The organism is Streptomyces sp. NBC_01317 (assembly GCF_035961655.1).
Lineage (GTDB): Bacteria > Actinomycetota > Actinomycetes > Streptomycetales > Streptomycetaceae > Streptomyces.
This window is the reverse complement of the sequence record NZ_CP108393.1, coordinates 5,839,927-5,861,218: the sequence shown is the minus strand read 5'-3', so window position 1 is coordinate 5,861,218 and position 21,292 is coordinate 5,839,927. Positions and strand designations below refer to the sequence as shown.

The window sequence follows — 21,292 nt, the reverse complement described above, 5'->3', positions numbered from 1 at the left end:
GCCGGGGCCGGCACGGGGGGCGTACCCACGCGCGGGCGCGACCGCCGGCCGACAGAGGGCGCGTGCGATCCCGACCCCGAGCGCGCCCGTCGGCCGGGGCGGGCACGAGCCCGCGCCGCCTGCCCGCAGGGGCGGCCGGCGCGAGGACCGCACGGTCGTACGCCCCCGGCCCCGTACGAGGCGCGACCACCGACCTGGGCAGGACGCGTACGAGCCAGTGCCGCCCGCCAAGCAGCGGCGGGCCGACGCCCAGATCGCAGGGTCGTACGACCCCGACCCCGTACGGGCGAGACCGCCGGCCCGCGCGGGACGCGTACAAGCCTGGGCTGCCGGCCGGCGCCACGGCCGCACCGGCCTGCGCACCCGACCCACACGGCCGAGGCCGACGACCGGCGCCGGGTCGTAGCGGCGTACGCAGCCCGGTCCGCGCGGGCGAGGCCGCCGACCGGCGCCGGGGCGTACCGGAGTACGTAAACCCGCCCGCTGCCCCGCGGCTACTCGCGGCCCTCCGAGACGAACGTCAGGTCCGCGGACCTGCCGCCCGCCACCCGCGACGCGATCGGCTCCAGGAGGTCCAGTTCGCTGTCCGTCAGGACCAGGCGGGTGGCGGCGGTGTTCTCCTCCACCCGGGCGCGGCTGCGTGTGCCCGGTATCGGGACGACCGTCAGTCCGTGGATCGCCGAGCGCTGCTGCGCCCAGGCCAGGGCGACCTGTCCGAGCGTCGCGTTGCGGCCCTCGGCGATCTTGCGTACGGGCTCCAGCAGCGCGGCGTTCGCGCGGGCGTTCGGGCCGTTGAAGCGCGGCTGCCTGCGGCGGAAGTCGTCCTCGCCCAACTCCTGCTCGGCGTTGACGAACGAGCCGGTCAGGAAACCGCGGCCGAGCGGGGAGTACGCCACGAGCGCGACGCCCAGTTCGACGGCGGCCGGCACGATCCGCGCCTCGATGTCGCGGCTGAACAGCGACCACTCCGACTGGAGCGCCGCGATCGGGTGCACGGCCTGCGCGGCGCGCAGCTCGCCGGCGGTGACCTCGCTCAGCCCGAGGTGTTTGACCTTGCCCTCGGCGACCAGTTCGGCCATGGCCCCCACGGTCTCCTCGACGGGGACGCTCACGTCACGGCGGTGCATGTAGTAGAGGTCGATCACGTCGACGCCGAGCCGCGTCAGACTGCCCTCGACACACGCGCGCAGGTACGCCCGGTCGTTGCGGATGGTCCGCAGGGCCGGGTCCGTCGCGGAGACGCCGATCCCGAACTTGGTGGCCAGCACGATCTCGTCGCGGTGCGCCTGGACGAAGGGGGCGATGAACTTCTCGTTCTCCCCCTGCCCGTAGACGTCCGCCGTGTCGAACAGCGTCACGCCGAGCTCCAGCGCGCGCTCCAGCGTCGCCCGCGCCTCCACCACGTCCGTGGTGGGCCCGTAGGTGTCGCTCAGGCCCATGCAGCCGAATCCCTGGGCGCCCACCTCCGGGCCCGTGGTGCCGAGTCGTACCTGGGTCAGGGGTGTGATCGTGCTGTCGCTCATGGGTCTTCAGACCCTTTCCGGCGCCCGACGGGCACCCGCGTAGAAGCTGATCTTGTGGTCGAGCACGGCGACGGTGTCCTGGAGTTCGCTGATCCGGTCGATCACGTCGCGCCGGGTCCGCTCCAGCAGTTCCTGCCGTTCCTCGAACGTCTCCTCGCCTACCCGGATCAGCTCCGCGTACCGCACCATGTCCGCGACCGGCATGCCGGTCAGCCGCAGCTTGGTGACGAACTCCAGCCAGTCGAGGTCCTGGTTGGAGAACCGGCGCTGCCCGGTGTTCGACCGGTCGACGTGCGGCATCAGCCCGATCCGCTCGTACCAGCGCAGGGTGTGCGCGGTCAGTCCGGTGAAGGCGGCGACCTGGCTGATCGTGTAGCGGTCCTTGCCGTCGGGACACGGGTGGGGGCGGGGAGGCGCGGCGCAGACGTCGACAGGTTCTGTCACGGCGGGGCTACTCTCCATCAGCGTCATGCGTCACACGCTAGAACCTTCGAGTGCACTCGAAGCAAGCGAATAATGCGACGAGATTCGCGGCGGGTGGCGCTAGCGTCGTCCGCATGACCCTCGCACGACCCGCCACCCCCGCCGACGCCGAGGAACTCGTCCGGCTCCGCAAGGTGATGCTCGACTCCCACCTCGGGCCCAGTACGGATGTCGGCTGGCAGCCCGCCGCGGTGGAGACCCTCCGGAGGAAACTCGCCGACCCTTCGGGCGATTTGGCCGCTTTTGTCGTGGACCGGCCGGACACCCCCGGCGCACTCGCGGCGACGGCCGTCGGCATCATCGAGTACCGCCTCGGCGGCCCCGCCAACCCCACGGGCACCAGCGGCTATGTGTTCAGCGTCGCCACCGACCCCGACCTGCGCCGCCGCGGCCACTCGCGGGCCTGCGTGGAGGCGCTGCTCGACTGGTTCCGTACGCGCGAAGTCCGGAAGATCGACCTGCGCGCGTCCCGCGAGGGCGAACCGCTGTACGCCTCGCTGGGGTTCGTCCGTACCCCCGACCCCGCCATGAGGCTGACTCTCTAGACCTCTACGCTCGTTGTATGCAGAGTCTGGCGTTGATCGACAACTGGCCCGTGCCGACCGCGGCCGCCGCCGTCGTGCGGGCGGACGGCAGCGTCGTGGGGTCGCGCGGTCCCACCTCGCACCGCTTCCCCCTGGCCTCCGTGACGAAGCCGCTGGCCGCGTACGCCGTACTGGTGGCGTACGAGGAAGGGGCGGTCGAACTGGACGAGCCGGCCGGTCCCGAGGGCTCCACCGTCCGGCATCTGCTCGCGCACTCCAGCGGACTGGCCGCCGACGAGAACCGCGTGACGGCCCCGCCCGGCACCCGCCGGATCTACTCGAACGCGGGCTTCGAGGCGCTGGGCGACCATGTCGCCAAGGCGACCGAGATCCCGTTCGGGGAGTACGTGCGCCAGGCGGTCTTCGAACCGCTCGGTATGACGTCCACCACACTGGACGGCTCCCCGGCCAGGGCCGCCGTCTCGACGGTGGACGACCTGACGCGCTTCGCCGCCGAACTCCAGGCGCCCCGCCTGCTGGACCCGCGCACGGTGCTGGAGGCCATGACGGTCGTCCACCCCGGGCTGTCCGGCATCCTGCCCGGCTACGGGCGGCAGAAGAACAACGACTGGGGCCTCGGCTTCGAGATCCGCGACACCAAGTCCCCGCACTGGACGGGCGGTTCGTCCTCACCGCGCACGTTCGGCCACTTCGGGGTGTCCGGTACGTTCCTGTGGGTCGACCCGGACGCGGGAGCGGCCTGTGTCGCCCTGTCCGACCGGGACTTCGGCCCCTGGGCGATCGAGGCGTGGCCCCCGTTCACGGAAGCGGTGCTGGCGGAACTGCGCGCGGGCTGAGCGACGGGGCCGGTCAACAAGAAAGCGCCTAGAACCGGCCCGACATCTCCCACAACAGGACCTCCGCCGGTCCGCCCGTCACGTCCAGGCCCTCCGCGTCCGTGATCCGCGCCGAGTCCCCCGGTCCCAACTCCTCGCCGTCCAGCCGGACCCGGCCGCGTACGACATGGACGTACACGAACGCCGCGTCCGGTACGGCCGCGCGCTCGTCCTCCCGCAGCCGGCGCACGTGCAGCATCGCCCCGGCCTGCGGCAGGGCGTACGGCGTGGAGTCGGCGATGCCGCGCACGATCTCGTACCCGGGCTCCCCGCCCGGCTCCAGCGGCGCGAGCCACATCTGCACGAACACCAGGGGCAGTTCAGCGTCGTTGCGCTCCACGTGGCGTACCCCGCCCGCCGCGCTGAGCCGCTGGACGTCCCCGGCCCTGACCACCGTGGCGTGACCCGCCGAGTCGCGATGGGTCAGCTCGCCCTCCGCGACCCAGGTGACGATCTCCGTGTGGCTGTGCGGGTGTTCGTCAAAACCGGCGCCCGGCGTGAGCCGTTCCTCGTTGCAGGCGAGCACCGCGCCGAAGCGCAGATTGTCCGGGTCGTAGAACCGTCCGAAGGACAGGGCGTGCCAGGATTCGATACCGGCGGAGGGATCGCCGCCCCGGTAACGCTCCTCTGCGCGCACGACTCGCATCACAGGTCCCACCGTAGGGGATGCCGAGCGCCCCGGCGGCTCCCTCACCCGTACCGATAAGGCAGTCTTGTCCCCGTGCCTGAACCAGCGAACGTAGCCCACTCCCACCCCGCGACACTGCGCCGCCTGGAGCAGTCTGCCGGGCGGCTCGCCGCGAACGCCATCGCGCGCATGGACGCGACGCTGCCGTGGTACCGCGCGATGCCGCCGGAGAACCGTTCGTGGATCGGGCTGGTCGCGCAGGCGGGCATCGCCGCCTTCACCGAGTGGTTCCGCCACCCGGAGACCCCGCAGGCCATCTCCACGGACGTCTTCGGTACGGCTCCGAGGGAGCTGACCCGGGCGATCACCCTGCGCCAGACCGTCGAGATGGTACGGACGACCATCGAGGTCATGGAGACGGCGATCGAGGAGGTCGCCGCCCCCGGCGACGAGTCGGTGCTGCGGGAGGCCCTGCTCGTCTACGCGCGCGAGATCGCCTTCGCCACCGCACAGGTGTACGCGCAGGCCGCCGAGGCCCGGGGGGCCTGGGACGCGCGGCTCGAATCCCTCGTCGTCAACGCGGTCCTCTCCGGGGAGGCCGACGAGGGCGCGGTCTCCCGGGCGGCGGCGCTCGGCTGGAACTCCCCCGAACACGTCTGCGTCCTGCTCGGCACGGCCCCGGACGGGGACAGCGAGCTGACCGTCGAGGCGATCCGCCGGGCCGCCCGGCACGCCAAGCTCCAGGTCCTCACCGGGGTGCTCGGCGACCGGCTCGTGGTGATCGCCGGCGGCAGCGACAACCCGCTCCAGGTCGCCAAGGCCCTGATCGGGCCGTACGCGGCGGGACCCGTCGTGGCGGGCCCGGTGGCGCCCGATCTGCTGGCCGCGACGAAGTCCGCGCAGGCCGCCGCCGCCGGGCTCAAGGCCTGTTTCGCCTGGCAGGACGCCCCCCGCCCGGTCCTCGCCGACGATCTGCTGCCGGAGCGCGCGATCGCCTCCGACCCGGCCGCGCGGGACCAGCTGGTGGAGGAGATCTACAGACCGCTGGAGGAGGCGGGCTCCGCGCTGCTGGAGACTCTGAGTGTCTATCTGGAACAGGCGAGTAGCCTGGAGGGCGCCGCCAGGATGCTCTTCGTCCACCCCAACACCGTGCGCTACCGGCTTCGACGAGTGACTGACGTCACCGGATGGTCACCCTCCGATGTACGGTCCGCGTTCACGCTCCGGATCGCCCTCATCCTCGGGCGCTTGGCCGAGCGGGACGCCCAGTCCTAGACTTTTGTCGTACTCCAACAATTCCCCCGACGGTTCTTCGTCCCTGTCGTCACGGGCGGTGAAGGCCATCCACAAGAGAGAGTGTGAGGGTGCTCGTACTCGTCGCTCCCGGCCAAGGCGCTCAGACGCCCGGCTTCCTGTCTCCCTGGCTCGATCTGCCCGGCGCCGAAGACCGGCTGCGGGCCTGGTCGGCCGCCATCGACCTGGACCTCGTCCACTACGGCACGAAGGCCGACGCGGACGAGATCCGCGACACGGCCGTCGCCCAGCCGCTGCTGGTGGCCTCCGCGCTGCTGTCGGCCCGTCAACTCTTCCCCGTCACCGGCGACCTGGCGCGTGACGTCGGCGCGGTGGCCGGTCACAGCGTCGGCGAGCTGGCGGCCACCGCGCTCGCCGGTGTCCTCACCGACGAGGCGGCCATCAGGCTCGTGCGCACCCGCGGCCTGGCCATGGCCGACGCCGCGGCCGTCACCAGGACGGGGATGTCCGCCCTGCTCGGCGGGGACCCCGACACCACCGTGGCGCACCTGGAGACACTCGGGCTGACGCCCGCGAACGTGAACGGGTCCGGCCAGATCGTGGCCGCGGGCACGCTGGAACAGCTCGCGGCGCTGGAGGCGAACCCTCCGGAGGGTGTACGGCGTGTCGTGGCGCTCAAGGTGGCCGGGGCGTTCCACACGCACCACATGGCCCCGGCGTCCTCGGCGCTCGAAGAGGCCGCCCGCGCGCTCGACCCGGCGGACCCGGCCGTACCGTACGTCTCGAACAAGGACGGTCGGGCCGTCGCCACCGGCGCCGACGTACTGACCCGTCTGATCGGCCAGGTGGCCAGCCCGGTCCGCTGGGACCGGTGCATGGAGACCTTCCAGGAGCGGGGCGTCACCGCGCTGATCGAGCTCTGCCCCGGGGGTACCCTGACCGGTCTCGCCAAGCGCGCCCTGCCCGGCGTGAAGACCTTGGCCCTGAAGACCCCCGACGATCTCGACGCGGCCCGCACCCTGATCGCCGAGCACTCCTCCACGGCTGACTAAAGGAGCCAGAGAGCATGTCGAAGATCAAGCCCAGCAAGGGTGCTCCGTACGCACGCATCATGGGCGTCGGCGGCTACCGCCCGACCCGGGTCGTGCCCAACGAGGTGATCCTCGAGACGATCGACTCGTCCGACGAGTGGATCCGCTCCCGCTCCGGAATCACGAGCCGCCACTGGGCCTCCCCCGAGGAGACCGTGGCCGCGATGTCCATCGAGGCGTCCGGCAAGGCCATCGCCGACGCCGGGCTCACGCCCGAGCAGATCGGCGGGGTGATCGTCGCCACCGTCTCGCACTTCAAGCAGACCCCGGCCATCGCCACGGAGATCGCCGACGCGATCGGCGCGGGCAAGCCCGCCGCGTTCGACATCTCCGCGGGCTGCGCCGGCTTCGGCTACGCGCTGACCCTCGCCAAGGGCATGGTTGTCGAGGGTTCGGCCGAGTACGTCCTCGTCATCGGCGTGGAGCGGCTCTCCGACCTGACCGACCTGGAGGACCGTGCGACGGCCTTCCTGTTCGGCGACGGGGCCGGCGCCGTGATCGTGGGCCCCGCGAAGGAACCCATGATCGGCCCCACGATCTGGGGCTCCGAGGGCGACAAGTCCGACACCATCAAGCAGACCGTGTCGTGGGAGGAGTACCGCCACGGCACGGTGGAGAAGTTCCCCGCCATCACGCAGGAGGGCCAGGCGGTCTTCCGCTGGGCCGTCTTCGAGATGGCGAAGGTCGCCCAGCAGGCCCTCGACGCGGCGGGCATCACCTCCGCCGAACTGGACGTCTTCATCCCGCACCAGGCGAACATGCGGATCATCGACTCGATGGTGAAGACTCTCAAGCTGCCGGACAGCGTCACGGTCGCGCGTGACGTGGAGACCACCGGCAACACCTCGGCCGCCTCGATCCCGCTCGCGATGGAGCGGCTCCTGGCGACCGGACAGGCGAAGAGCGGCGACACGGCGCTCGTCATCGGCTTCGGGGCGGGTCTCGTGTACGCCGCTACGGTCGTTACCCTCCCCTAGTCACGCCGGACCCTCCGGTACGTGTTCCCATATATCCCTCTGCTCAATATCGAAGGAGCGCCCCACATGGCCGCCACGCTGGAAGAAATCGTCGAAGGTCTCGCCGAGATCGTGAACGAGATCGCCGGTATCCCGACCGAGGACGTCCAGTTGGACAAGTCCTTCACCGACGACCTCGACGTCGACTCGCTGTCCATGGTCGAGGTCGTCGTCGCCGCCGAAGAGCGCTTCGACGTGAAGATCCCGGACGACGACGTCAAGAACCTGAAGACGGTCGGCGACGCCGCGAACTACATCCTCAAGCACCAGGACTGACCGCACCGCGCGGCTGACGCCACCCGGTGGTGGCGCCGTATAAAATTCAGCACCCTCTACACGTGGAGAAAGAATTCCAGTGAGCTCGACCAATCGCACCGTGGTCGTCACCGGTATCGGCGCAACCACACCGCTGGGTGGCGACAGCGCATCGACCTGGGAAGGTCTGCTCGCCGGCCGCTCCGGGGTGAAGCCCCTGGAGGGCGAGCGCTTCGCCGGTCTGCCGGTCCGTATCGCCGCCGTCGCGGCGGTCGACCCGGGCGATGTACTTCCCCGTCCGCTCGCCCGCAGGCTGGACCGCTCGGCGCAGTTCGCGCTGATCGCGGCCCGCGAGGCGTGGGCGGACGCGGGTTTCACCGCTCGCGCCGGTGACGACACCTCCGTCGACCCCGACCGCCTCGGGACCGTGATCGCCTCCGGCATCGGTGGCGTCACGACCCTGCTCGACCAGTACGACATCCTCAAGGAGAAGGGCGAACGCCGCGTCTCCCCGCACACCGTGCCGATGCTGATGCCCAACAGCCCGGCCGCCAACGTCAGTCTGGAGGTGGGCGCCCAGGCGGGCGTGCACACCCCCGTCTCGGCCTGCGCCTCGGGCGCCGAGGCCGTCGGCTACGCGGTGGAGATGATCCGCAGCGGCCGGGCCGACATCGTGGTCGCCGGTGGTACGGAAGCGGCCATCCACCCGCTGCCCATCGCCGCGTTCACGAACATGATGGCGATGTCGAAGAAGAACGACGACCCGGCCGGCGCCTCCCGTCCGTACGACACGGGCCGCGACGGCTTCGTCCTCGGCGAGGGCGCCGGCATCGTCGTACTGGAGTCCGCCGAGCACGCGGCCCGGCGGGGCGCGCGGGTCTACTGCGAACTGCTGGGCCAGGGCATCTCGTCGGACGCGCACCACATCGCGCAGCCCGAGCCGACCGGCCGGGGCATCGCGAAGGCGCTGGAGAACCTGCTGGCGTCGACGGACCTCAAGGCGTCCGAGGTCATGCACCTCAACGCGCACGCCACGTCCACCCCGCAGGGCGACGTCGCCGAGATCAAGGCGCTGCGCCGGGTGCTGGGCGACGAGCTGGACCATGTCGCCGTGTCCGCGACGAAGTCGATGACCGGCCACCTGCTGGGCGGCGCGGGCGGTATCGAGACGGTCGCCACCGTGCTGGCGCTGTACCACCGCACGGCCCCTCCGACGATCAACCTGACCGACCAGGACGAGGAGGTCGACGCGGACATCGTCAAGGGCGAGCCGCGCGCGCTCCCCGGCGGGACGATCTCCGCGATCAACAACTCGTTCGGCTTCGGCGGCCACAACGTGGTCCTGGCGCTGCGTACGGTCTGAGTCCGTACGAGCGGCACGCACAACCGCACGGCACGAGGCCCGTCCCCAGGTGGGGACGGGCCTCGCCGCGTGAGGGCTCACGTCACTCGCCCGAACGCCTCATGTCACTCGTCGAAGCTGGCGAAGTACGAGGCCGCCATGTCCTCCTCGCCGTGGCCCAGGTCCCTGGCGCGGCGGAAGCGCTCGGCGCACGCCGCCACGACGTCCAGGTGGACGCCCTCGGCCTCCGCCGCCTCGATGATCAGCCGGGCGTCCTTGGCGCCCGTGTTGACGGAGAAGCTCGGCGTGTAGTCCCCGTCGAGGATCATCCCGGCCTTGGTGTGGAGGTAGGGCGCGTCCATCGGGCCGCCCGAGGTGAGGTCCAGGAACGCCCTCGGGTCGGCGCCGATCCCCTTGGCCAGGGCGAGCGCCTCGGCCGCCGCGTTGGTCAGGGTCAGGGTCCAGCCGTTGGCGACGAGCTTGAGGCGGGTGGCGGAGGCGGAGGCGCCGTCCTCGCCCAGCCAGAGCGTGCGCCGCCCGATGACGTCCAGGACGGACCTGAGGCGGTCCCGGTGCTCCTCGGGGCCCGCCGCCAGCACCGCGAGCTGTCCGTTCTCCGCGGGGCCCTTGGTGCCGACCACGGGCGCGTCGAAGAAGACGACGCCGTACTCCGCCGCGAGGGCCGCCAGCGTGGGGACGTCCGCGAGTCCCACGGTGGTCGACTGGAGCCAGAGGGTGCCGGCGCCCAGGCCGGGCGCGGCGGCGGTGAAGGCGTCCCGGACGGCGGCCGCGTCGTACACGACGGTGAGGACCACGTCGGCGCCCGTCACCGCCTCGGCCGCGGAGGCCGCGACCCGCGCGCCGTCGGCGGCGAGCGCCTCGGCCTTCGCGGGGGTACGGTTCCACACCCGGACGTCGTGTCCCGCGCGGCAGAGGGTGCGGGCCATCGCGGAGCCCATGATTCCGGTGCCGAGGACGGCTACTGCGAGATGATCGGTCATGGGTCCACGGTAGGACGCCCGGACACGGCCCGGCGCTCGGGAGCGCTCAGACGACCTGGTGGAGCCAGCGGACCGGCGCGCCCTCGCCCGCGTACCGGAAGGGCTCCAGCTCGTCGTCCCACGGCTTGCCGAGCAGCTTGGCGACCTCCGCCTCCAGCTGGGTCTCGCCCTGCCGGGAGCGGGCCAGCGCGGCGCGCAGCCGGTCCTCGGGGACCAGGATGTCGCCGTGCATGCCGGTGACCGCGTGGAAGATGCCGAGGTCGGGCGTGGCGCTGTAGCGCTCGCCCTCCGCCGTGGCGCAGGGCTCGGCGGTCACCTCGAAGCGCAGCATCTGCCAGCCGCGCAGGGCGGAGGCGAGCTTGGACGCCGTGCCCGGTTCGCCCTTCCAGGAGAACTCGGCTCTCCAGGTGCCGGGTGAGGCCGGCTGCCGGATCCAGTCGAGCTGGACCCGCAGGCCGAGGACTCCGGCCACCGCCCATTCGACGTGGGGGCACATCGCGCGCGGTGCGGAGTGAACGTACAGAACTCCACGTGTCGTCACCGGGACCTCCAGTGTGGGACGAGGTTCGCCTTTCCCAGCGGCCTCAGTAAACAGCATCGGGAGTGAAACTCCACAAAAGGGACAGTATGTGACATGAGGTAATTTACCGGAGCCACGCGTTCGGGGCCTCTGGTCCGACGTGGGAAAAGCTACCGTGCGGCGGGGTGCCCGGGGTGACGTACCGTCGGTCCTGGGGCCGATATGCGCGAAGCTTTCACTCGCCGGGGCGCCGCCGGATGCCAGGCGCATGTGCCACCGGTACGGGCCGTTCCTGAGCGGCCGGAAGGCGCCGGGAACGGCCCCAGGAGCAACGTCGAACACGAACCGACGGGGAGGACCGCGGATGCGGGAGAGCCGACGGACCGGGAGTGCGACCCCGGCGCGCCGCCGTACGGACGACGGGCGCGCGTGGCGCCGGCGTGGCGGCGCCCGTCCGCGTGTCGCCCGCCGTCCGCGTGTCCTGCTGGCGGCGGTGACCGCCCTGGTGCTCGCCGGTGGCGGGGTGCTGGCCGGCTGTGACACGTCCGGCGGCTCGTCCGCCGACGGCGCGGCGGGCAGGAGCGCCCCGGCCCCCCGGCCGGGGCCCGTGTGGGACCCGGCCCCCGACTCGGTGGCCGCCGTGGGTGACTCGATCACCCGGGGTTTCGACGCCTGCGCGGTGCTCACGGACTGCCCCGAGGCGTCCTGGGCGACCGGGACGGACGGCGAGGTCCGCAGCCTGGCCCAGCGCCTCCTGGGGGCGCCGGGCGCGTCGGGGCGGAGCTGGAACGAGGCCGAGACCGGCGCGAAGGTGTCCGACCTGCCCGCGCAGATGACCCGCGCGGCCCGGCACGACCCCGGTCTGGTCACGGTCATGGTGGGGTCCAACGACGCCTGCCAGGACTCGGCCGCGCAGATGACCCCGGTGGACGCCTTCCGCGCGTCCTTCGAGGCGTCGATGGAGCGGCTGCGGGCCCGCGCGCCGCACGCGCAGGTGTACGTGTCCAGCGTGCCGGATCTCAAGCGGCTCTGGTCCACCGGGCGCGGCGACCCGCTGGGGCGGCAGATCTGGAAGCTGGGCATCTGCGCCACGATGCTGGGGGACGCGCAGGACGTCAGCGCGAAGGCCTCGGCCAGGCGGAGCATGGTGTACGACCGGGTCGTGGCGTACAACGGCGTGCTCAGGGACGTCTGCGCGGAGGACCCGCTGTGCCGGTACGACGGCGGGGCGGTCTTCGACTTCCGGTTCACCGTCGAGCAGCTGAGCCACTGGGACTGGTTCCACCCGAGCAAGGACGGGCAGAGCCGGCTGGCCGCGATCGCGTACCGGAACGTGACGGCGGCGCGTCCGCCGGTCTGACAGCGGGGCGGGACGGTCTAAGGTGCTTGACCGTGACTGCCATAACCACGGAACACGTCGGCGCGACCGACGAGGGCACACCCGTCCTGCGCTGGACCCTCGAACGGGCCGGGACCCTGGTGCGCCTGCTCACGTACGGCGGGGTCGTGCAGTCGGTCGAGGTGCCCGACCGGCACGGGACGGTGGCGGACGTCGTGCTCGGCTTCCCGGACGTCGCGGGCTACCTGGGCTCCCGGGGGCCGTACTTCGGCGCGCTGGTCGGCCGGTACGCGAACCGCATCGCGGGCGGGGCCTTCACGCTCGACGGCCGGACGTACCGGCTGGCCCGCAACGACGGCCCGAACAGCCTGCACGGCGGTGAGCGGGGCTTCGACCGGTGGGTGTGGGACGCGGAGCGGGACGGCGACGGCGTACGGCTGTCGCGGGTCAGCCCGGACGGCGAGGAGGGCTTCCCCGGCCGCCTCGCGGTCAGCGCGACGTACACGCTGGAGGCGGACGGGGCGCTGCGGATCGACTACCGCGCGGAGACCGACGCCCCGACGCCGGTCAACCTGACCAATCACACGTACTGGAACCTGGGCGGCGCGGGCAGCGGCCTCGCGACCGGGCACGTGCTGCGGATCGCGGCGGGCCGGATCACGCCGGTCGACGCCACGGGCGTGCCGACCGGGGAGCTGGCGCCGGTCGGCGGGACGCGCTTCGACTTCCGGGAGCCCCGGGTGGTGGGGCCCGGCTACGACCACAACTACGTGCTGGACGGGGCCCAGGGCGGTACGGGCGTGGCCGCCGAGCTCCACGACCCGGTGTCGGGGCGGGTGTTGACCGTCACGACGACCGAGCCGGGGATGCAGCTCTACACCGGTGACCACTTCGACGGGAAGCCGTACGGTCCCGGGGACGGGATCGCCCTGGAGACCCAGCACTTCCCGGACTCGCCGAACCGCCCGTCGTTCCCGGACACGGTGCTGAGGCCGGGTCAGGTCTTCAACTCCACGACGAGGTACGGGTTCTCGGTGCGCTGAGGCGCGTACGACGCGGTACGTACGGCCCCGAGGCGGTGTCAGGTGCCGCCCCGGGGCCGTACGGTCTGTGTGCCCTGGCCCGCCGAGGGCCCCGCCGTCAGGGCCGTACGTCGATCGTCGTGGTGAGGCGGCGGTCGGCGACCGAGTGGCCGGCCTCGATCTCGTACGTTCCGGAGACCAGCGCCCAGGCGTCCGTCCGCTCGTCCCAGATCTCGAACGCCCTTCGCCGCAGCGGGACATGGACCTCGACCGTCTCCCCCGGGGCCGCCTCGACCGAGGCGAAGCCGGCCAGCCAGCGGGCCGGGCGCTCGGGGGCCACCGCGGGTCCGTCGGCCGGTGTGCCCGTCGGGGCGACGTAGATCTGGACCACCTCGCGGCCCGTACGGACACCGGAGTTGCGCAGCCGGACCCGTACGTCGTCGTGCGTGGCGGAGAGCGTCTCGTACACCCAGTCGGTGTAGCCGAGGCCGTGTCCGAAGGGGTACGCGGGGGTGGTGCCCGCCTTCTCCCAGGCGCGGTAGCCGATGAACAGGCCCTCGTCGTAGCGCAGTCGGCCGTCGGTCGGGGTCGTCGCCGAGACGGGCGCGTCCGCGAGGGTCACCGGCCAGGTGGTGGGCAGCCGGCCGCCGGGCTCCTCGGCGCCGAGGAGGACGTCGGCGAGCGCCGCGCCGCCCTCCTGGCCGGGGAACCAGCTCAGCAGCACCGCCGCGACGTCCTCGCGCCACGGAAGCTCCACCGGGGAGCCGGTGTTGACGACCACGACGGTGTGCGGGTTGACGGCGGCGACGGCCCGTACGAGGTCGTCCTGGCGGCCCGGCAGCCGCAGGCTCGTACGGTCGAAGCCCTCGGACTCGACGCGGGCGGTGGTGGCCACGACCACGACGGCCGTGTCCGCGCCGCGCGCGGCCTCGACGGCCTCCGCGATCAGCTCGTCCGGGTCGTACCGGGGGCCGAGGTGGAGCAGGGAGAAGGCGACGGCCCTGATCGGGGCGTCGGGGAGCGCGAAGACGGTGTGCAGCAGCGAGACCTCGACCGGCTCGCCCGCCGTGAGCACGGCGTGGGCGCGCTCGACCGGGGTGCCGAAGAACGCCTCGAACGGGTCGGCGGCGTCGCCCGGTTCCTGGGTTCCGTCGAAGAGCGTCCCGCCGTCGACGGTCAGGACGAAGCCGCCGAGACCGCGCGTGCCGAAGGCGTGCTCACCGCTCTCCCTCGGCACGAAGCGGCCGGTCAGCTCCACGGTGTGCAGCGTGTCGTGGGTGACGCCGTCGGGCAGGTCGCTGCCCGCCCACTGCACCCGGCCGCCGGGGACGTTCGACGTGCCGAGCACCCGGCCGTCCTCCGCGCGGCAGACGGCGGTCAGCTCGAACCCCTTGTCGGCGTCGGCGAGTTCGTCGCTGGGGTCGGCGCCGAGGGAGTAGGTCAGGGCGCCCTCGGGGAGCGCGGTGGTGAGCCCGTCGAGCGGGGAGACGATGTGGTGCGGGAAGACGACGGCGGAGCCGCCGCCGAGGATCCGCGCGTCGCGGGCGGCGGCGCCGCTGAGGGCGACCGTACCGGCGCGGGCCGGGTCGACCGGCAGGACGGGGTGGTCGCCGCGCACCTCGTTCCGTACGAGCACGAAGGAGCGGCGGGCGACCTCGCGGGCCAGCGCGTCGCCGTCCAGGGGCGCGGGGAGGTCGGTGACGACGGGGGGCGCGCCGTCGAGGGCGCCGACGCGGGCGGCGAGCCGCAGGACGTTCCGTACGGCCTCGTCGACGGCCGGCTCGTCCACCTCGCCGGCCCGGACGGCGGCGGCCAGCGCCTCGCCGTACACGGTCCTCGGTCCCGGCATGGCGACGTCGAGGCCGCCGAGGAGCGCCCCGGTGGTGGAGCGGGCGGCGAGCCAGTCGGAGACGATGAAGCCGTCGAAGCCCCACTCGCCGCGCAGCACCTCCTGCTGGAGGTAGCGGTGTTCGGTCATGGTCGCGCCGTTGACCTGGTTGTACGCGGCCATGATGCCCCAGGGGTGGGCGTTGGCCACGATGGTCTCGAAGGGCGCGAGGTACAGCTCGCGCAGCGGCCGGGGGGCGACGAGGTTGTCGACGGTGAAGCGGTCGGTCTCGGCGTCGTTGGCGACGAAGTGCTTGACGGTCGTGCCGACCCCGCCGTCCTGGACGCCGAGTACGTAGCCGGTGCCGATCTCTCCGGTCAGGTAGGGGTCCTCGCTGTACGCCTCGAAGTGGCGCCCGCCCAGCGGCGAGCGGTGCAGGTTCACCGTCGGGGCCAGCAGGACGTGCACGCCCTTGCGGCGGGCCTCCTGGGCGAGCAGCCGGCCGGCGCGCCGGGCCAGTTCCGGGTCCCAGGTGGCGGCCAGCGCGGTCGGGGAGGGCAGGGCGACCGACGGGTCGTCGGCGGTCCAGCGGACCCCCCGGACGCCGATGGGGCCGTCGGACAGGACGAGGGAGGCGAGTCCGATCTCGGGGAGCGCGGGCAGGGACCACATGTCCTGGCCGGCCAGGAGGCGGGCCTTGGCGTCCAGGTCGAGCTTGCCGAGCGCCGCCTCGACGGCGGCGGTGCGTGCCTGATCGGCCCGGGTGGTGGGTGCGCCTGCCACGGCCGTACCTCCTCGTCGAGTTCGGGTGGACGGTTACATGGTGACCCTGCATCCTGTAAGGAGGTAGGGTTCGTTATTGATTTGTAATATTCGTCGGATGTTCGCGACGGAGCACGGCGGGGTGGGAGGAGCGGGCCGATGGCGAGAGCCAGGAGCGAGGAGCGGCGGGCGGACATCCTGCGCGCCACCCTCGAAGTGATCGCCGAGCGCGGCTACCGGGGGACCACCCTGGGCGGGGTGGCCGAGCGCGTCGGCCTCACCCAGCAGGGCCTGCTGCACTACTTCCCCTCCAAGGAGGCGCTGCTCGTCGCCGTCCTGGAGGAGCGCGACCAGTGGGACACCGGCGGCGGGGGCCGGGGGCGGCGGGGCTGGCGGCTGGAGTTGCTGACGTCGCTGGTGGAGTACAACGCGATGCGCCCCGGGATGGTGCAGACGTTCTCGGCGCTGCTGGGCGAGAGCGTGACGGAGGACCATCCGGCGCGGGAGTTCTTCACCCACCGTTACGACCAGGTACGGGGCAACATGACGGCGGTGCTGCGCGACGAGTTCGGGGACCGCCTGCCGGGCGGGCTCACCCCGGAGCAGGCCGCGCCGCTGCTGACGGCCGTCATGGACGGGCTCCAGTACCAGTGGCTGCTGGACCCGGAGTCGGTCGACATGCCGGGCGCGTTCCGCGACTTCCTGACGCTGCTGCGGGCCGGGGGGCCGGCGCCCGGTTCCTGAGCGGTGTCGTCGAGCGGCGTTCCGGACCGGTATCGCACCATGGTCATCCGGCCGCCCCGAGGCGATACTTCCGCCATCCGACGGAAGGAGCACCCCATGAGGCTCAGGAGCCACACGCGCGTTGGTCTTGTCCTGCTCACCACGGCCGCGCTCGCCCTCGTCGTCCCCGCGCCGTCCGCCCTCGCGCAGGCGCGGGCCGCGTCCGGCCGACAACCCCCCGCCGCACCGGCGTTCACCGTCGAGGAGGCGCGGCTCGACCGGGCCGTACCGCAGGAGATCCTGCGGCGCAGCGGCTTCGACACGGTTGCTCCGGGGCTGGCGCGGGCGCTGGACGGGGCCGGGTCGTACGCCGCCGCCGAGCGGGTGGTCGTACGGCAGGGGCAGCGGCTGTGGCAGCGGGCGGTGGACCGGGTGCAGGGGCGGGGTCCCGCGCGCGGTGACCTGAGCCGGGACGACGACCGGCCGCTGTACTGGGCGCGGTTGGGGATGACCCGCGAACTGCGGGCGTGGCAGCCGGAGTTCCCGCTGTCCGACGCGGCGCGGACGCGGCTGCTCGGGAAACTGGAGCGCGCGTCGCGCGGCCAGGACTCGATGGCGTTCCCCGGCAGGGACCGGCACGGCAAGGCCGTCAAGCGGATCGTGATGACCGGCTTCGACCCGTTCACGCTGGACCGGGACGTCCGGATCAGCAACCCGTCGGGGGCGACGGCCCTGGCCCTGGACGGCACGGTCGTCACGACCGCCGACGGGCCCGCCCGTATCGAGACGGCCGTCTTCCCCGTCCGCTGGGACGACTTCGCGGCGGGAACGGTCGAACAGGCCCTGCGCGGGCCGCTGTCGCGGGCCGACCTCTTCACCACCGTCAGCCAGGGCCGGGTCGGCCGGATCGACGTGGAGCGCTTCAACGGCGCCTGGCGCGGGGGCTTCGGGGACAACGAGAACCTCTCGCGGACCGGGCTCGTCCCCGTCTCCGACCCGGCCTCGCAGCCGCAGTGGACGACGACCAGCCTGCCGTACAGCGCGATTCTCGCGGCGAGCACGGGGCGGTTCCCGGTGTACGACAACACGTCGGTGACGGAGGTGCCGGCGGGTGCGACGGCTCCGGTGGTACGTCCCGGCGGCCCGACCCCGGGCTCGGCGGCCCGCGCCGGGGGCGGCGGCGACTACCTGTCCAACGAGATCGCCTACCGGGCGACGCTGCTGCGCGACCGGCTGGGCCGGGACATCCCCGGCGGCCATGTGCACACGCCGGTCCTGGAGTTCGGACCCGGGAACACCGACCCGGCGACCGGGACGGTGACCGACCCGCAGTTCGTCCGGAACAGGCTGGACATCGTCGCGCAGATCAGGTCGATCATCGTCGTGGCGGCGGGGGGTAGGACGGGAGCGTAGGCCGGGAGCGTAGGCCGCGTCAGAACCGGGGCGGGGTCTGCGGCTCCTGTCCCGGGGCCGGGGGCCAGGTGGTCGTTCCCAGGGTGAGGGTCGCGTCGGGGGCGGGTACGGCACCGTCCCCGGGCGTCGACTCCCGCTCCGGTTCGGTGAGATCGCGGGCCATCAGCGTCGCGCCCGCCACCGCGCCGGGCATCAGGAAGATCGCCACGACCGGGATCAGGAAGGCCAGCGTCAGCGGGACACCGAAGCCCAGGGTGAGCATCCGGCGGCCACGGAGCAGCGCGAGCCGTGCCTTGAGGTCGACCCGCCGCCGCTGGAGGGCCACCGCGACCAGTTCCTCCGTCAGGAAGAACCCGGACACGCAGAAGCCGATCGCGGGCACGACGGTCTGCCCGACGACGGGGATGAACCCGGCGGCGAAGAGCAGCACCCCGTACAGCGCCACCCGCGCCAGAATCCGCACGCTGTCGCGCGCGGAGATCCACAGCTCACGCCAGAGCGGCAGGCCCGACTCCGGGACCTCGCCGCCCTCCGCCCGGTCGACGGCCTCGGACAGCGACTCGTAGAAGGGCTGGCCGACCAGGAGGGTCACCGCCGTGAAGGCGATCACCGCGAGGAAGAGGACCAGTGCGAAGAGGAGCACGACCAGGAAGCCGCGGAAGAGGCCCTGCCACGGCGAGGACCAGTCGTCGGCGAAGGGGGTCGCCCAGGCTGTCAGGTCGTCCGCGCCGTAGCTGAGGCCGACGAGGACCGCCGCGTAGAGCAGGAGGGTGACCAGACCGGGCAGGAGCCCGAATCCGAACCACCGGCCGTGGCCCGCGACCCACCGCTGGCCCTTCATCAAGTAGCCGAAGCCCACACCGAGATCGCCCATGAGGACCACCCTACCGGCGCCTCCGAGACCCTCTTGTTGTCCGGGGGCCACAACCGGTAGACCCTGCGTCACCGATCACTTCCCGTCCACGCGCGCACGCCCCGGAGGCCCTCGCATGCGAATACCCAGACCGGCCCTGATCGCCACCGCCGCCCTGACCGGTGCCCTGCTGCTCGCACCGCCCGCCGCGTCCGCCGTCCACGGCGACGGCGGACAGGCGAACGGCCCGAAAGGCCCGCACCACGTCAGGGAGAGCGGGCGGGAGACCGCCCCGGGCGCCACTCCCCGCACCCGCACCACGAGCCTGCCTTCCGCTCTCACAGGACCGGCGGCCTCGCGCCCGGAGGCCGGCTATCCACGGCGTACGGTCCTCGACGCGCCGCCCGTGGACCCGGCCGACAAGTCGGTCAAGCTCGGCCTGGCGCCCTATCATTCGCTCGCCCCGCGCCTCAACGCCCTCCAGAAGCTGGGCAATCGGGTCAGTGTCGAGGTCGCGGGCCGGTCGGCGGGCGGCCATGAGCTGTATCTCGTCACCGTCACCGCTCCGGAGAGCGCGGGCGAGGCTCGCGAACAGGAGCGGATGCGCGAGCTGATCGAGAACTCCCCGGCGCGGGCCGCCAAGGACCGCCGTATCAAGTCCTCCTACAAAACACCCCTGTTCATCAACAACAACATCCACGGCAACGAGTGGGAGGGCACGGACGCGGCCCTGGAGCTGATCGAGGAGCTGGCGACGGCGCGGGACGCCCGTACCCGCGATCTGCTGGCCACGAACCGGATCCACATCAACGTCACGGCCAACCCGGACGGCAGGATCGCCGGGACCCGGGCCAACGCCGACGGCTTCGACCTCAACCGGGACATGATCACGGCGTCGCAGCCCGAGACCCGCGCGATCCGGCGGATCGCCATCGACAAGCAGCCCGCCGTCATGCTCGATCTGCACGGGTACGTCAACGGCACCCTGATCGAGCCGACCACCCCGCCGCACGGCGAGAACTACGAGTACGACCTCTTCCTCAAGAACGCCTACGCCAACGCCCTCGGCATGGAGAAGGCGGTGAACGACCTCGGCTACACGCCCGGGAAGGACGGTGTGGAGCCGCCCGTCATCCCCTTCCGGGACCAGGAGGAGGGCTGGGACGACTGGCCGCCGGTCTTCACCCCGCAGTACATGCCGTTCCAGGGCGCGGTCGCCTCGCACACCGTCGAGTTCCCGATGACCGTCAACAACCGGTCGTACGACACCCTGCCGGTCGAGGAGCTGCGCCGCCGGGCCGCCATCAACACGGACATCGCGGGCGCCGTGATGCGCGCGACCCTCAACTACACCCTGGACCACCGGACTTCGGTGATCGCCGACCAGATCGAGACGTTCCGGCGGGGCGCGGCGGGTGAGGCGCAGCGGCCGGTGTCGGAGGAGACCGTACCGGGGGTGCCGGGCATCGGCCCCGAGGACGTGTACACCACCGACTTCCCCCGCGCCTTCGTGATCCCGGCCGGGAGCGGGCAGCGCTCGGCGACCGCCGCCGCCCGGCTGGTGGACCACCTGACCGCCAACGACGTCCGGGTCGACCGGGCCACGTCCGGTTTCCGGATCGACGGCCGGGCGTACCAGGCCGGTTCGTACGTCGTCGACCTGCACCAGCCCAAGCGCGGCATCGCGAACGTGATCCTCGGCGAGGGCCGGGACATCAGCGCGGACGTCTCCACGATGTACGACATCTCGGGGTGGAGCCTCGGGCTGCTGTGGGGCGCGAACGTGGACACCGTACGGACCGTGGCGGGCAAATTGCGCGTCCCGGGCCGCCCGGTGACGGCCGCCTCCCCCACCGGCTCGGTGGCCCGCCAGGGCGATCTGCGGCTGCGCCTGGACGACCCGAAGGAGCTGCTCGCCCTCAACTCCCTGCTCGCGCAAGGGGTGAAGGTGCGGCGCGCGGCCGACGGGGCGGCGATCGTGCCGTCGTCGGCCCGCCGCCTCGCGACCGTCCTCGCCGAGCGCCACGGGGTGGTCTTCGCCGCCACGAAGGAGCGGGGGACCACGGCGCTCCACCGCACGCGGGTCGCCGCCTCGGTGACGGCCGGGGAGCAGGCCGCCCTCCGGGAGATGGGCTTCGAGGTGCTGCCGGTGTCGACCGCGATCCTGAACGCGGGCTTCGACTGGTCGTCGGCGGACGTGCTGTACGTCTCCACGGGGCTCCAGTACGGCACGCTCACCCCGGCCGCGCGTACGGCGCTGGACGGCTTCCTCGCCGGGGGCGGCGGGGTGGTCGGCCTCGGTTCCGGGGGTACGGCCCTCAACTCCGCGGCGGGGCTGCTGCCCGTGACGGCGGTCGCCGGGAACGGGGACGCCAACGGCGTGGTGCGGGTGGCCAACGCGGGAGGCGCGATCACCGGCGGCGCACCGGCGCACACCTTCGTCTACGGGCCGCGCTGGTTCACGGCCCTGGGCGCCGGGGTGCGGACGGAACAGTCGTACGGCACCCGCAAGTTGCTGGTCTCGGGCCACTGGCGGGCGAACGAGGACAGCGCGGGTGGTCCCGCCGACGCGGCGGGCCGGGCGTCGGTCGTCAGCGGTACGGCGGCGTCGGGCGCGCGGGTGGTGGTCTTCGGCACCGAGCCGCTCTTCCGCGACCACCCCAAGGGCGTGTTCGCGCAGGTGGGCCGGGCGCTGCTCGGCGCGGCCGGCTGAGCGGGCCGCCGCCGGGGCCGTACCGGACGGTGTGACAGACACGCGGGGCCCGTGTCCCCTGAGGGGATACGGGCCCCGCGCCTCACCGCCTGCTGACCGCTGTGCG

18 protein-coding genes and 1 pseudogene are annotated in these 21,292 nt (G+C 72.7%); 12 read left to right on the top strand and 7 right to left on the bottom strand.

Features of this window, described 5'->3' with window-relative positions; translation table 11 throughout:
• Window positions 1–494: 494 nt before the first annotated feature.
• Both OG349_RS25445 and OG349_RS25440 read right to left on the bottom strand, forming a co-directional pair.
• Window positions 495–1,523, bottom strand: a complete 1,029-nt coding sequence (locus OG349_RS25445) for an aldo/keto reductase (protein WP_327236791.1) — start codon at window positions 1,521–1,523, stop codon at window positions 495–497.
• 6 nt (window positions 1,524–1,529) lie between these two features.
• A complete protein-coding gene (locus OG349_RS25440) occupies window positions 1,530–1,994 on the bottom strand; it encodes a MerR family transcriptional regulator (protein ID WP_327236790.1) in 465 nt (154 codons plus the stop codon).
• Window positions 1,995–2,080: 86 nt separating this feature from the next.
• Between OG349_RS25440 and OG349_RS25435 the strand changes: the two genes are divergently transcribed.
• Together OG349_RS25435 and OG349_RS25430 are read left to right on the top strand one after the other, a co-directional pair.
• Window positions 2,081–2,551: a GNAT family N-acetyltransferase gene (locus OG349_RS25435; protein WP_327236789.1), complete on the top strand. Its 471-nt coding sequence runs from the start codon at window positions 2,081–2,083 to the stop codon at window positions 2,549–2,551.
• Between the two features lie 17 nt (window positions 2,552–2,568).
• Entirely contained in the window at window positions 2,569–3,387 is an 819-nt protein-coding gene (locus OG349_RS25430) for a serine hydrolase domain-containing protein (protein ID WP_327236788.1), read from the top strand.
• Between the two features lie 28 nt (window positions 3,388–3,415).
• On the opposite strand, the gene OG349_RS25425 is transcribed toward OG349_RS25430, so the two are convergent.
• Window positions 3,416–4,072 carry a pirin family protein gene (locus OG349_RS25425; protein WP_327238721.1) on the bottom strand — a complete coding sequence of 219 codons (657 nt, stop codon included), beginning with the start codon at window positions 4,070–4,072 and terminating at the stop codon, window positions 3,416–3,418.
• 75 nt (window positions 4,073–4,147) lie between these two features.
• On the opposite strand from OG349_RS25425, the gene OG349_RS25420 reads away from it, so the two are divergent.
• The 5 genes from OG349_RS25420 (at window position 4,148) to fabF (ending at window position 9,033) form a co-directional block, all read left to right on the top strand.
• Complete coding sequence (locus OG349_RS25420; RefSeq protein WP_327236787.1) at window positions 4,148–5,329, top strand: PucR family transcriptional regulator; 1,182 nt, start codon at window positions 4,148–4,150, stop codon at window positions 5,327–5,329.
• An 89-nt stretch (window positions 5,330–5,418) separates the two neighbouring features.
• Window positions 5,419–6,360, top strand: a complete 942-nt coding sequence (locus OG349_RS25415; RefSeq protein ID WP_327236786.1) for an ACP S-malonyltransferase — start codon at window positions 5,419–5,421, stop codon at window positions 6,358–6,360.
• Between the two features lie 14 nt (window positions 6,361–6,374).
• The gene (locus OG349_RS25410; protein WP_327236785.1) at window positions 6,375–7,376 is read left to right on the top strand and encodes a ketoacyl-ACP synthase III; all 1,002 of its coding nucleotides are present in this window, start codon (window positions 6,375–6,377) and stop codon (window positions 7,374–7,376) included.
• Window positions 7,377–7,442: 66 nt separating this feature from the next.
• Window positions 7,443–7,691 carry an acyl carrier protein gene (locus tag OG349_RS25405; RefSeq protein WP_327236784.1) on the top strand — a complete coding sequence of 83 codons (249 nt, stop codon included), beginning with the start codon at window positions 7,443–7,445 and terminating at the stop codon, window positions 7,689–7,691.
• A 79-nt stretch (window positions 7,692–7,770) separates the two neighbouring features.
• Window positions 7,771–9,033: a beta-ketoacyl-ACP synthase II gene (gene fabF / locus OG349_RS25400; protein ID WP_327236783.1), complete on the top strand. Its 1,263-nt coding sequence runs from the start codon at window positions 7,771–7,773 to the stop codon at window positions 9,031–9,033.
• Window positions 9,034–9,137: 104 nt separating this feature from the next.
• Here the strand turns inward: fabF and OG349_RS25395 are convergent.
• Together OG349_RS25395 and OG349_RS25390 are read right to left on the bottom strand one after the other, a co-directional pair.
• A pseudogene (locus OG349_RS25395) lies at window positions 9,138–10,079 on the bottom strand (NAD(P)-dependent oxidoreductase); the annotation flags it as partial.
• Window positions 10,060–10,554, bottom strand: a complete 495-nt coding sequence (locus OG349_RS25390) for a DUF3145 domain-containing protein (protein ID WP_327236782.1) — start codon at window positions 10,552–10,554, stop codon at window positions 10,060–10,062. The pseudogene OG349_RS25395 and the gene OG349_RS25390, both read right to left, overlap by 20 nt.
• A gap of 343 nt (window positions 10,555–10,897) precedes the next feature.
• Between OG349_RS25390 and OG349_RS25385 the strand changes: the two genes are divergently transcribed.
• Together OG349_RS25385 and OG349_RS25380 are read left to right on the top strand one after the other, a co-directional pair.
• Window positions 10,898–11,893 (top strand): SGNH/GDSL hydrolase family protein, encoded by a 996-nt coding sequence (locus OG349_RS25385; protein ID WP_327236781.1) that lies wholly within the window; start codon window positions 10,898–10,900, stop codon window positions 11,891–11,893.
• A gap of 32 nt (window positions 11,894–11,925) precedes the next feature.
• Window positions 11,926–12,915 (top strand): aldose epimerase family protein, encoded by a 990-nt coding sequence (locus OG349_RS25380; protein WP_327236780.1) that lies wholly within the window; start codon window positions 11,926–11,928, stop codon window positions 12,913–12,915.
• A 97-nt stretch (window positions 12,916–13,012) separates the two neighbouring features.
• Here the strand turns inward: OG349_RS25380 and OG349_RS25375 are convergent, their stop codons facing one another.
• Entirely contained in the window at window positions 13,013–15,505 is a 2,493-nt protein-coding gene (locus OG349_RS25375) for a glycoside hydrolase family 3 protein (RefSeq protein WP_327236779.1), read from the bottom strand.
• A 138-nt stretch (window positions 15,506–15,643) separates the two neighbouring features.
• Here OG349_RS25375 and OG349_RS25370 point away from each other — a divergent pair, with 138 nt between their 5' ends.
• Window positions 15,644–16,228 carry a TetR/AcrR family transcriptional regulator gene (locus tag OG349_RS25370; protein ID WP_327236778.1) on the top strand — a complete coding sequence of 195 codons (585 nt, stop codon included), beginning with the start codon at window positions 15,644–15,646 and terminating at the stop codon, window positions 16,226–16,228.
• A 96-nt stretch (window positions 16,229–16,324) separates the two neighbouring features.
• Window positions 16,325–17,620 carry a pyroglutamyl peptidase gene (locus OG349_RS25365; RefSeq protein WP_327236777.1) on the top strand — a complete coding sequence of 432 codons (1,296 nt, stop codon included), beginning with the start codon at window positions 16,325–16,327 and terminating at the stop codon, window positions 17,618–17,620.
• Between the two features lie 19 nt (window positions 17,621–17,639).
• Here OG349_RS25365 and OG349_RS25360 read toward each other — a convergent pair whose 3' ends face one another.
• The gene (locus OG349_RS25360; protein WP_327236776.1) at window positions 17,640–18,494 is read right to left on the bottom strand and encodes an EI24 domain-containing protein; all 855 of its coding nucleotides are present in this window, start codon (window positions 18,492–18,494) and stop codon (window positions 17,640–17,642) included.
• Window positions 18,495–18,609: 115 nt separating this feature from the next.
• Here OG349_RS25360 and OG349_RS25355 point away from each other — a divergent pair, with 115 nt between their 5' ends.
• Complete coding sequence (locus OG349_RS25355) at window positions 18,610–21,186, top strand: M14 family zinc carboxypeptidase (protein WP_327236775.1); 2,577 nt, start codon at window positions 18,610–18,612, stop codon at window positions 21,184–21,186.
• The last annotated feature ends 106 nt before the right edge of the window (window positions 21,187–21,292 follow it).

What these genes read in the sequence shown, in the direction of transcription:
- OG349_RS25445 (WP_327236791.1), bottom strand. Translation starts at nt 1,523, where the DNA reads ATGAGCGACAGCACGATCACACCCCTGACCCAGGTACGACTCGGCACC.
- OG349_RS25440 (WP_327236790.1), bottom strand. Translation starts at nt 1,994, where the DNA reads ATGACGCTGATGGAGAGTAGCCCCGCCGTGACAGAACCTGTCGACGTC.
- OG349_RS25435 (WP_327236789.1), top strand. Translation starts at nt 2,081, where the DNA reads ATGACCCTCGCACGACCCGCCACCCCCGCCGACGCCGAGGAACTCGTC.
- OG349_RS25430 (WP_327236788.1), top strand. Translation starts at nt 2,569, where the DNA reads ATGCAGAGTCTGGCGTTGATCGACAACTGGCCCGTGCCGACCGCGGCC.
- OG349_RS25425 (WP_327238721.1), bottom strand. Translation starts at nt 4,072, where the DNA reads ATGCGAGTCGTGCGCGCAGAGGAGCGTTACCGGGGCGGCGATCCCTCC.
- OG349_RS25410 (WP_327236785.1), top strand. Translation starts at nt 6,375, where the DNA reads ATGTCGAAGATCAAGCCCAGCAAGGGTGCTCCGTACGCACGCATCATG.
- OG349_RS25405 (WP_327236784.1), top strand. Translation starts at nt 7,443, where the DNA reads ATGGCCGCCACGCTGGAAGAAATCGTCGAAGGTCTCGCCGAGATCGTG.
- OG349_RS25385 (WP_327236781.1), top strand. Translation starts at nt 10,898, where the DNA reads ATGCGGGAGAGCCGACGGACCGGGAGTGCGACCCCGGCGCGCCGCCGT.
- OG349_RS25370 (WP_327236778.1), top strand. Translation starts at nt 15,644, where the DNA reads ATGGCGAGAGCCAGGAGCGAGGAGCGGCGGGCGGACATCCTGCGCGCC.
- OG349_RS25365 (WP_327236777.1), top strand. Translation starts at nt 16,325, where the DNA reads ATGAGGCTCAGGAGCCACACGCGCGTTGGTCTTGTCCTGCTCACCACG.
- OG349_RS25360 (WP_327236776.1), bottom strand. Translation starts at nt 18,494, where the DNA reads ATGGGCGATCTCGGTGTGGGCTTCGGCTACTTGATGAAGGGCCAGCGG.
- OG349_RS25355 (WP_327236775.1), top strand. Translation starts at nt 18,610, where the DNA reads ATGCGAATACCCAGACCGGCCCTGATCGCCACCGCCGCCCTGACCGGT.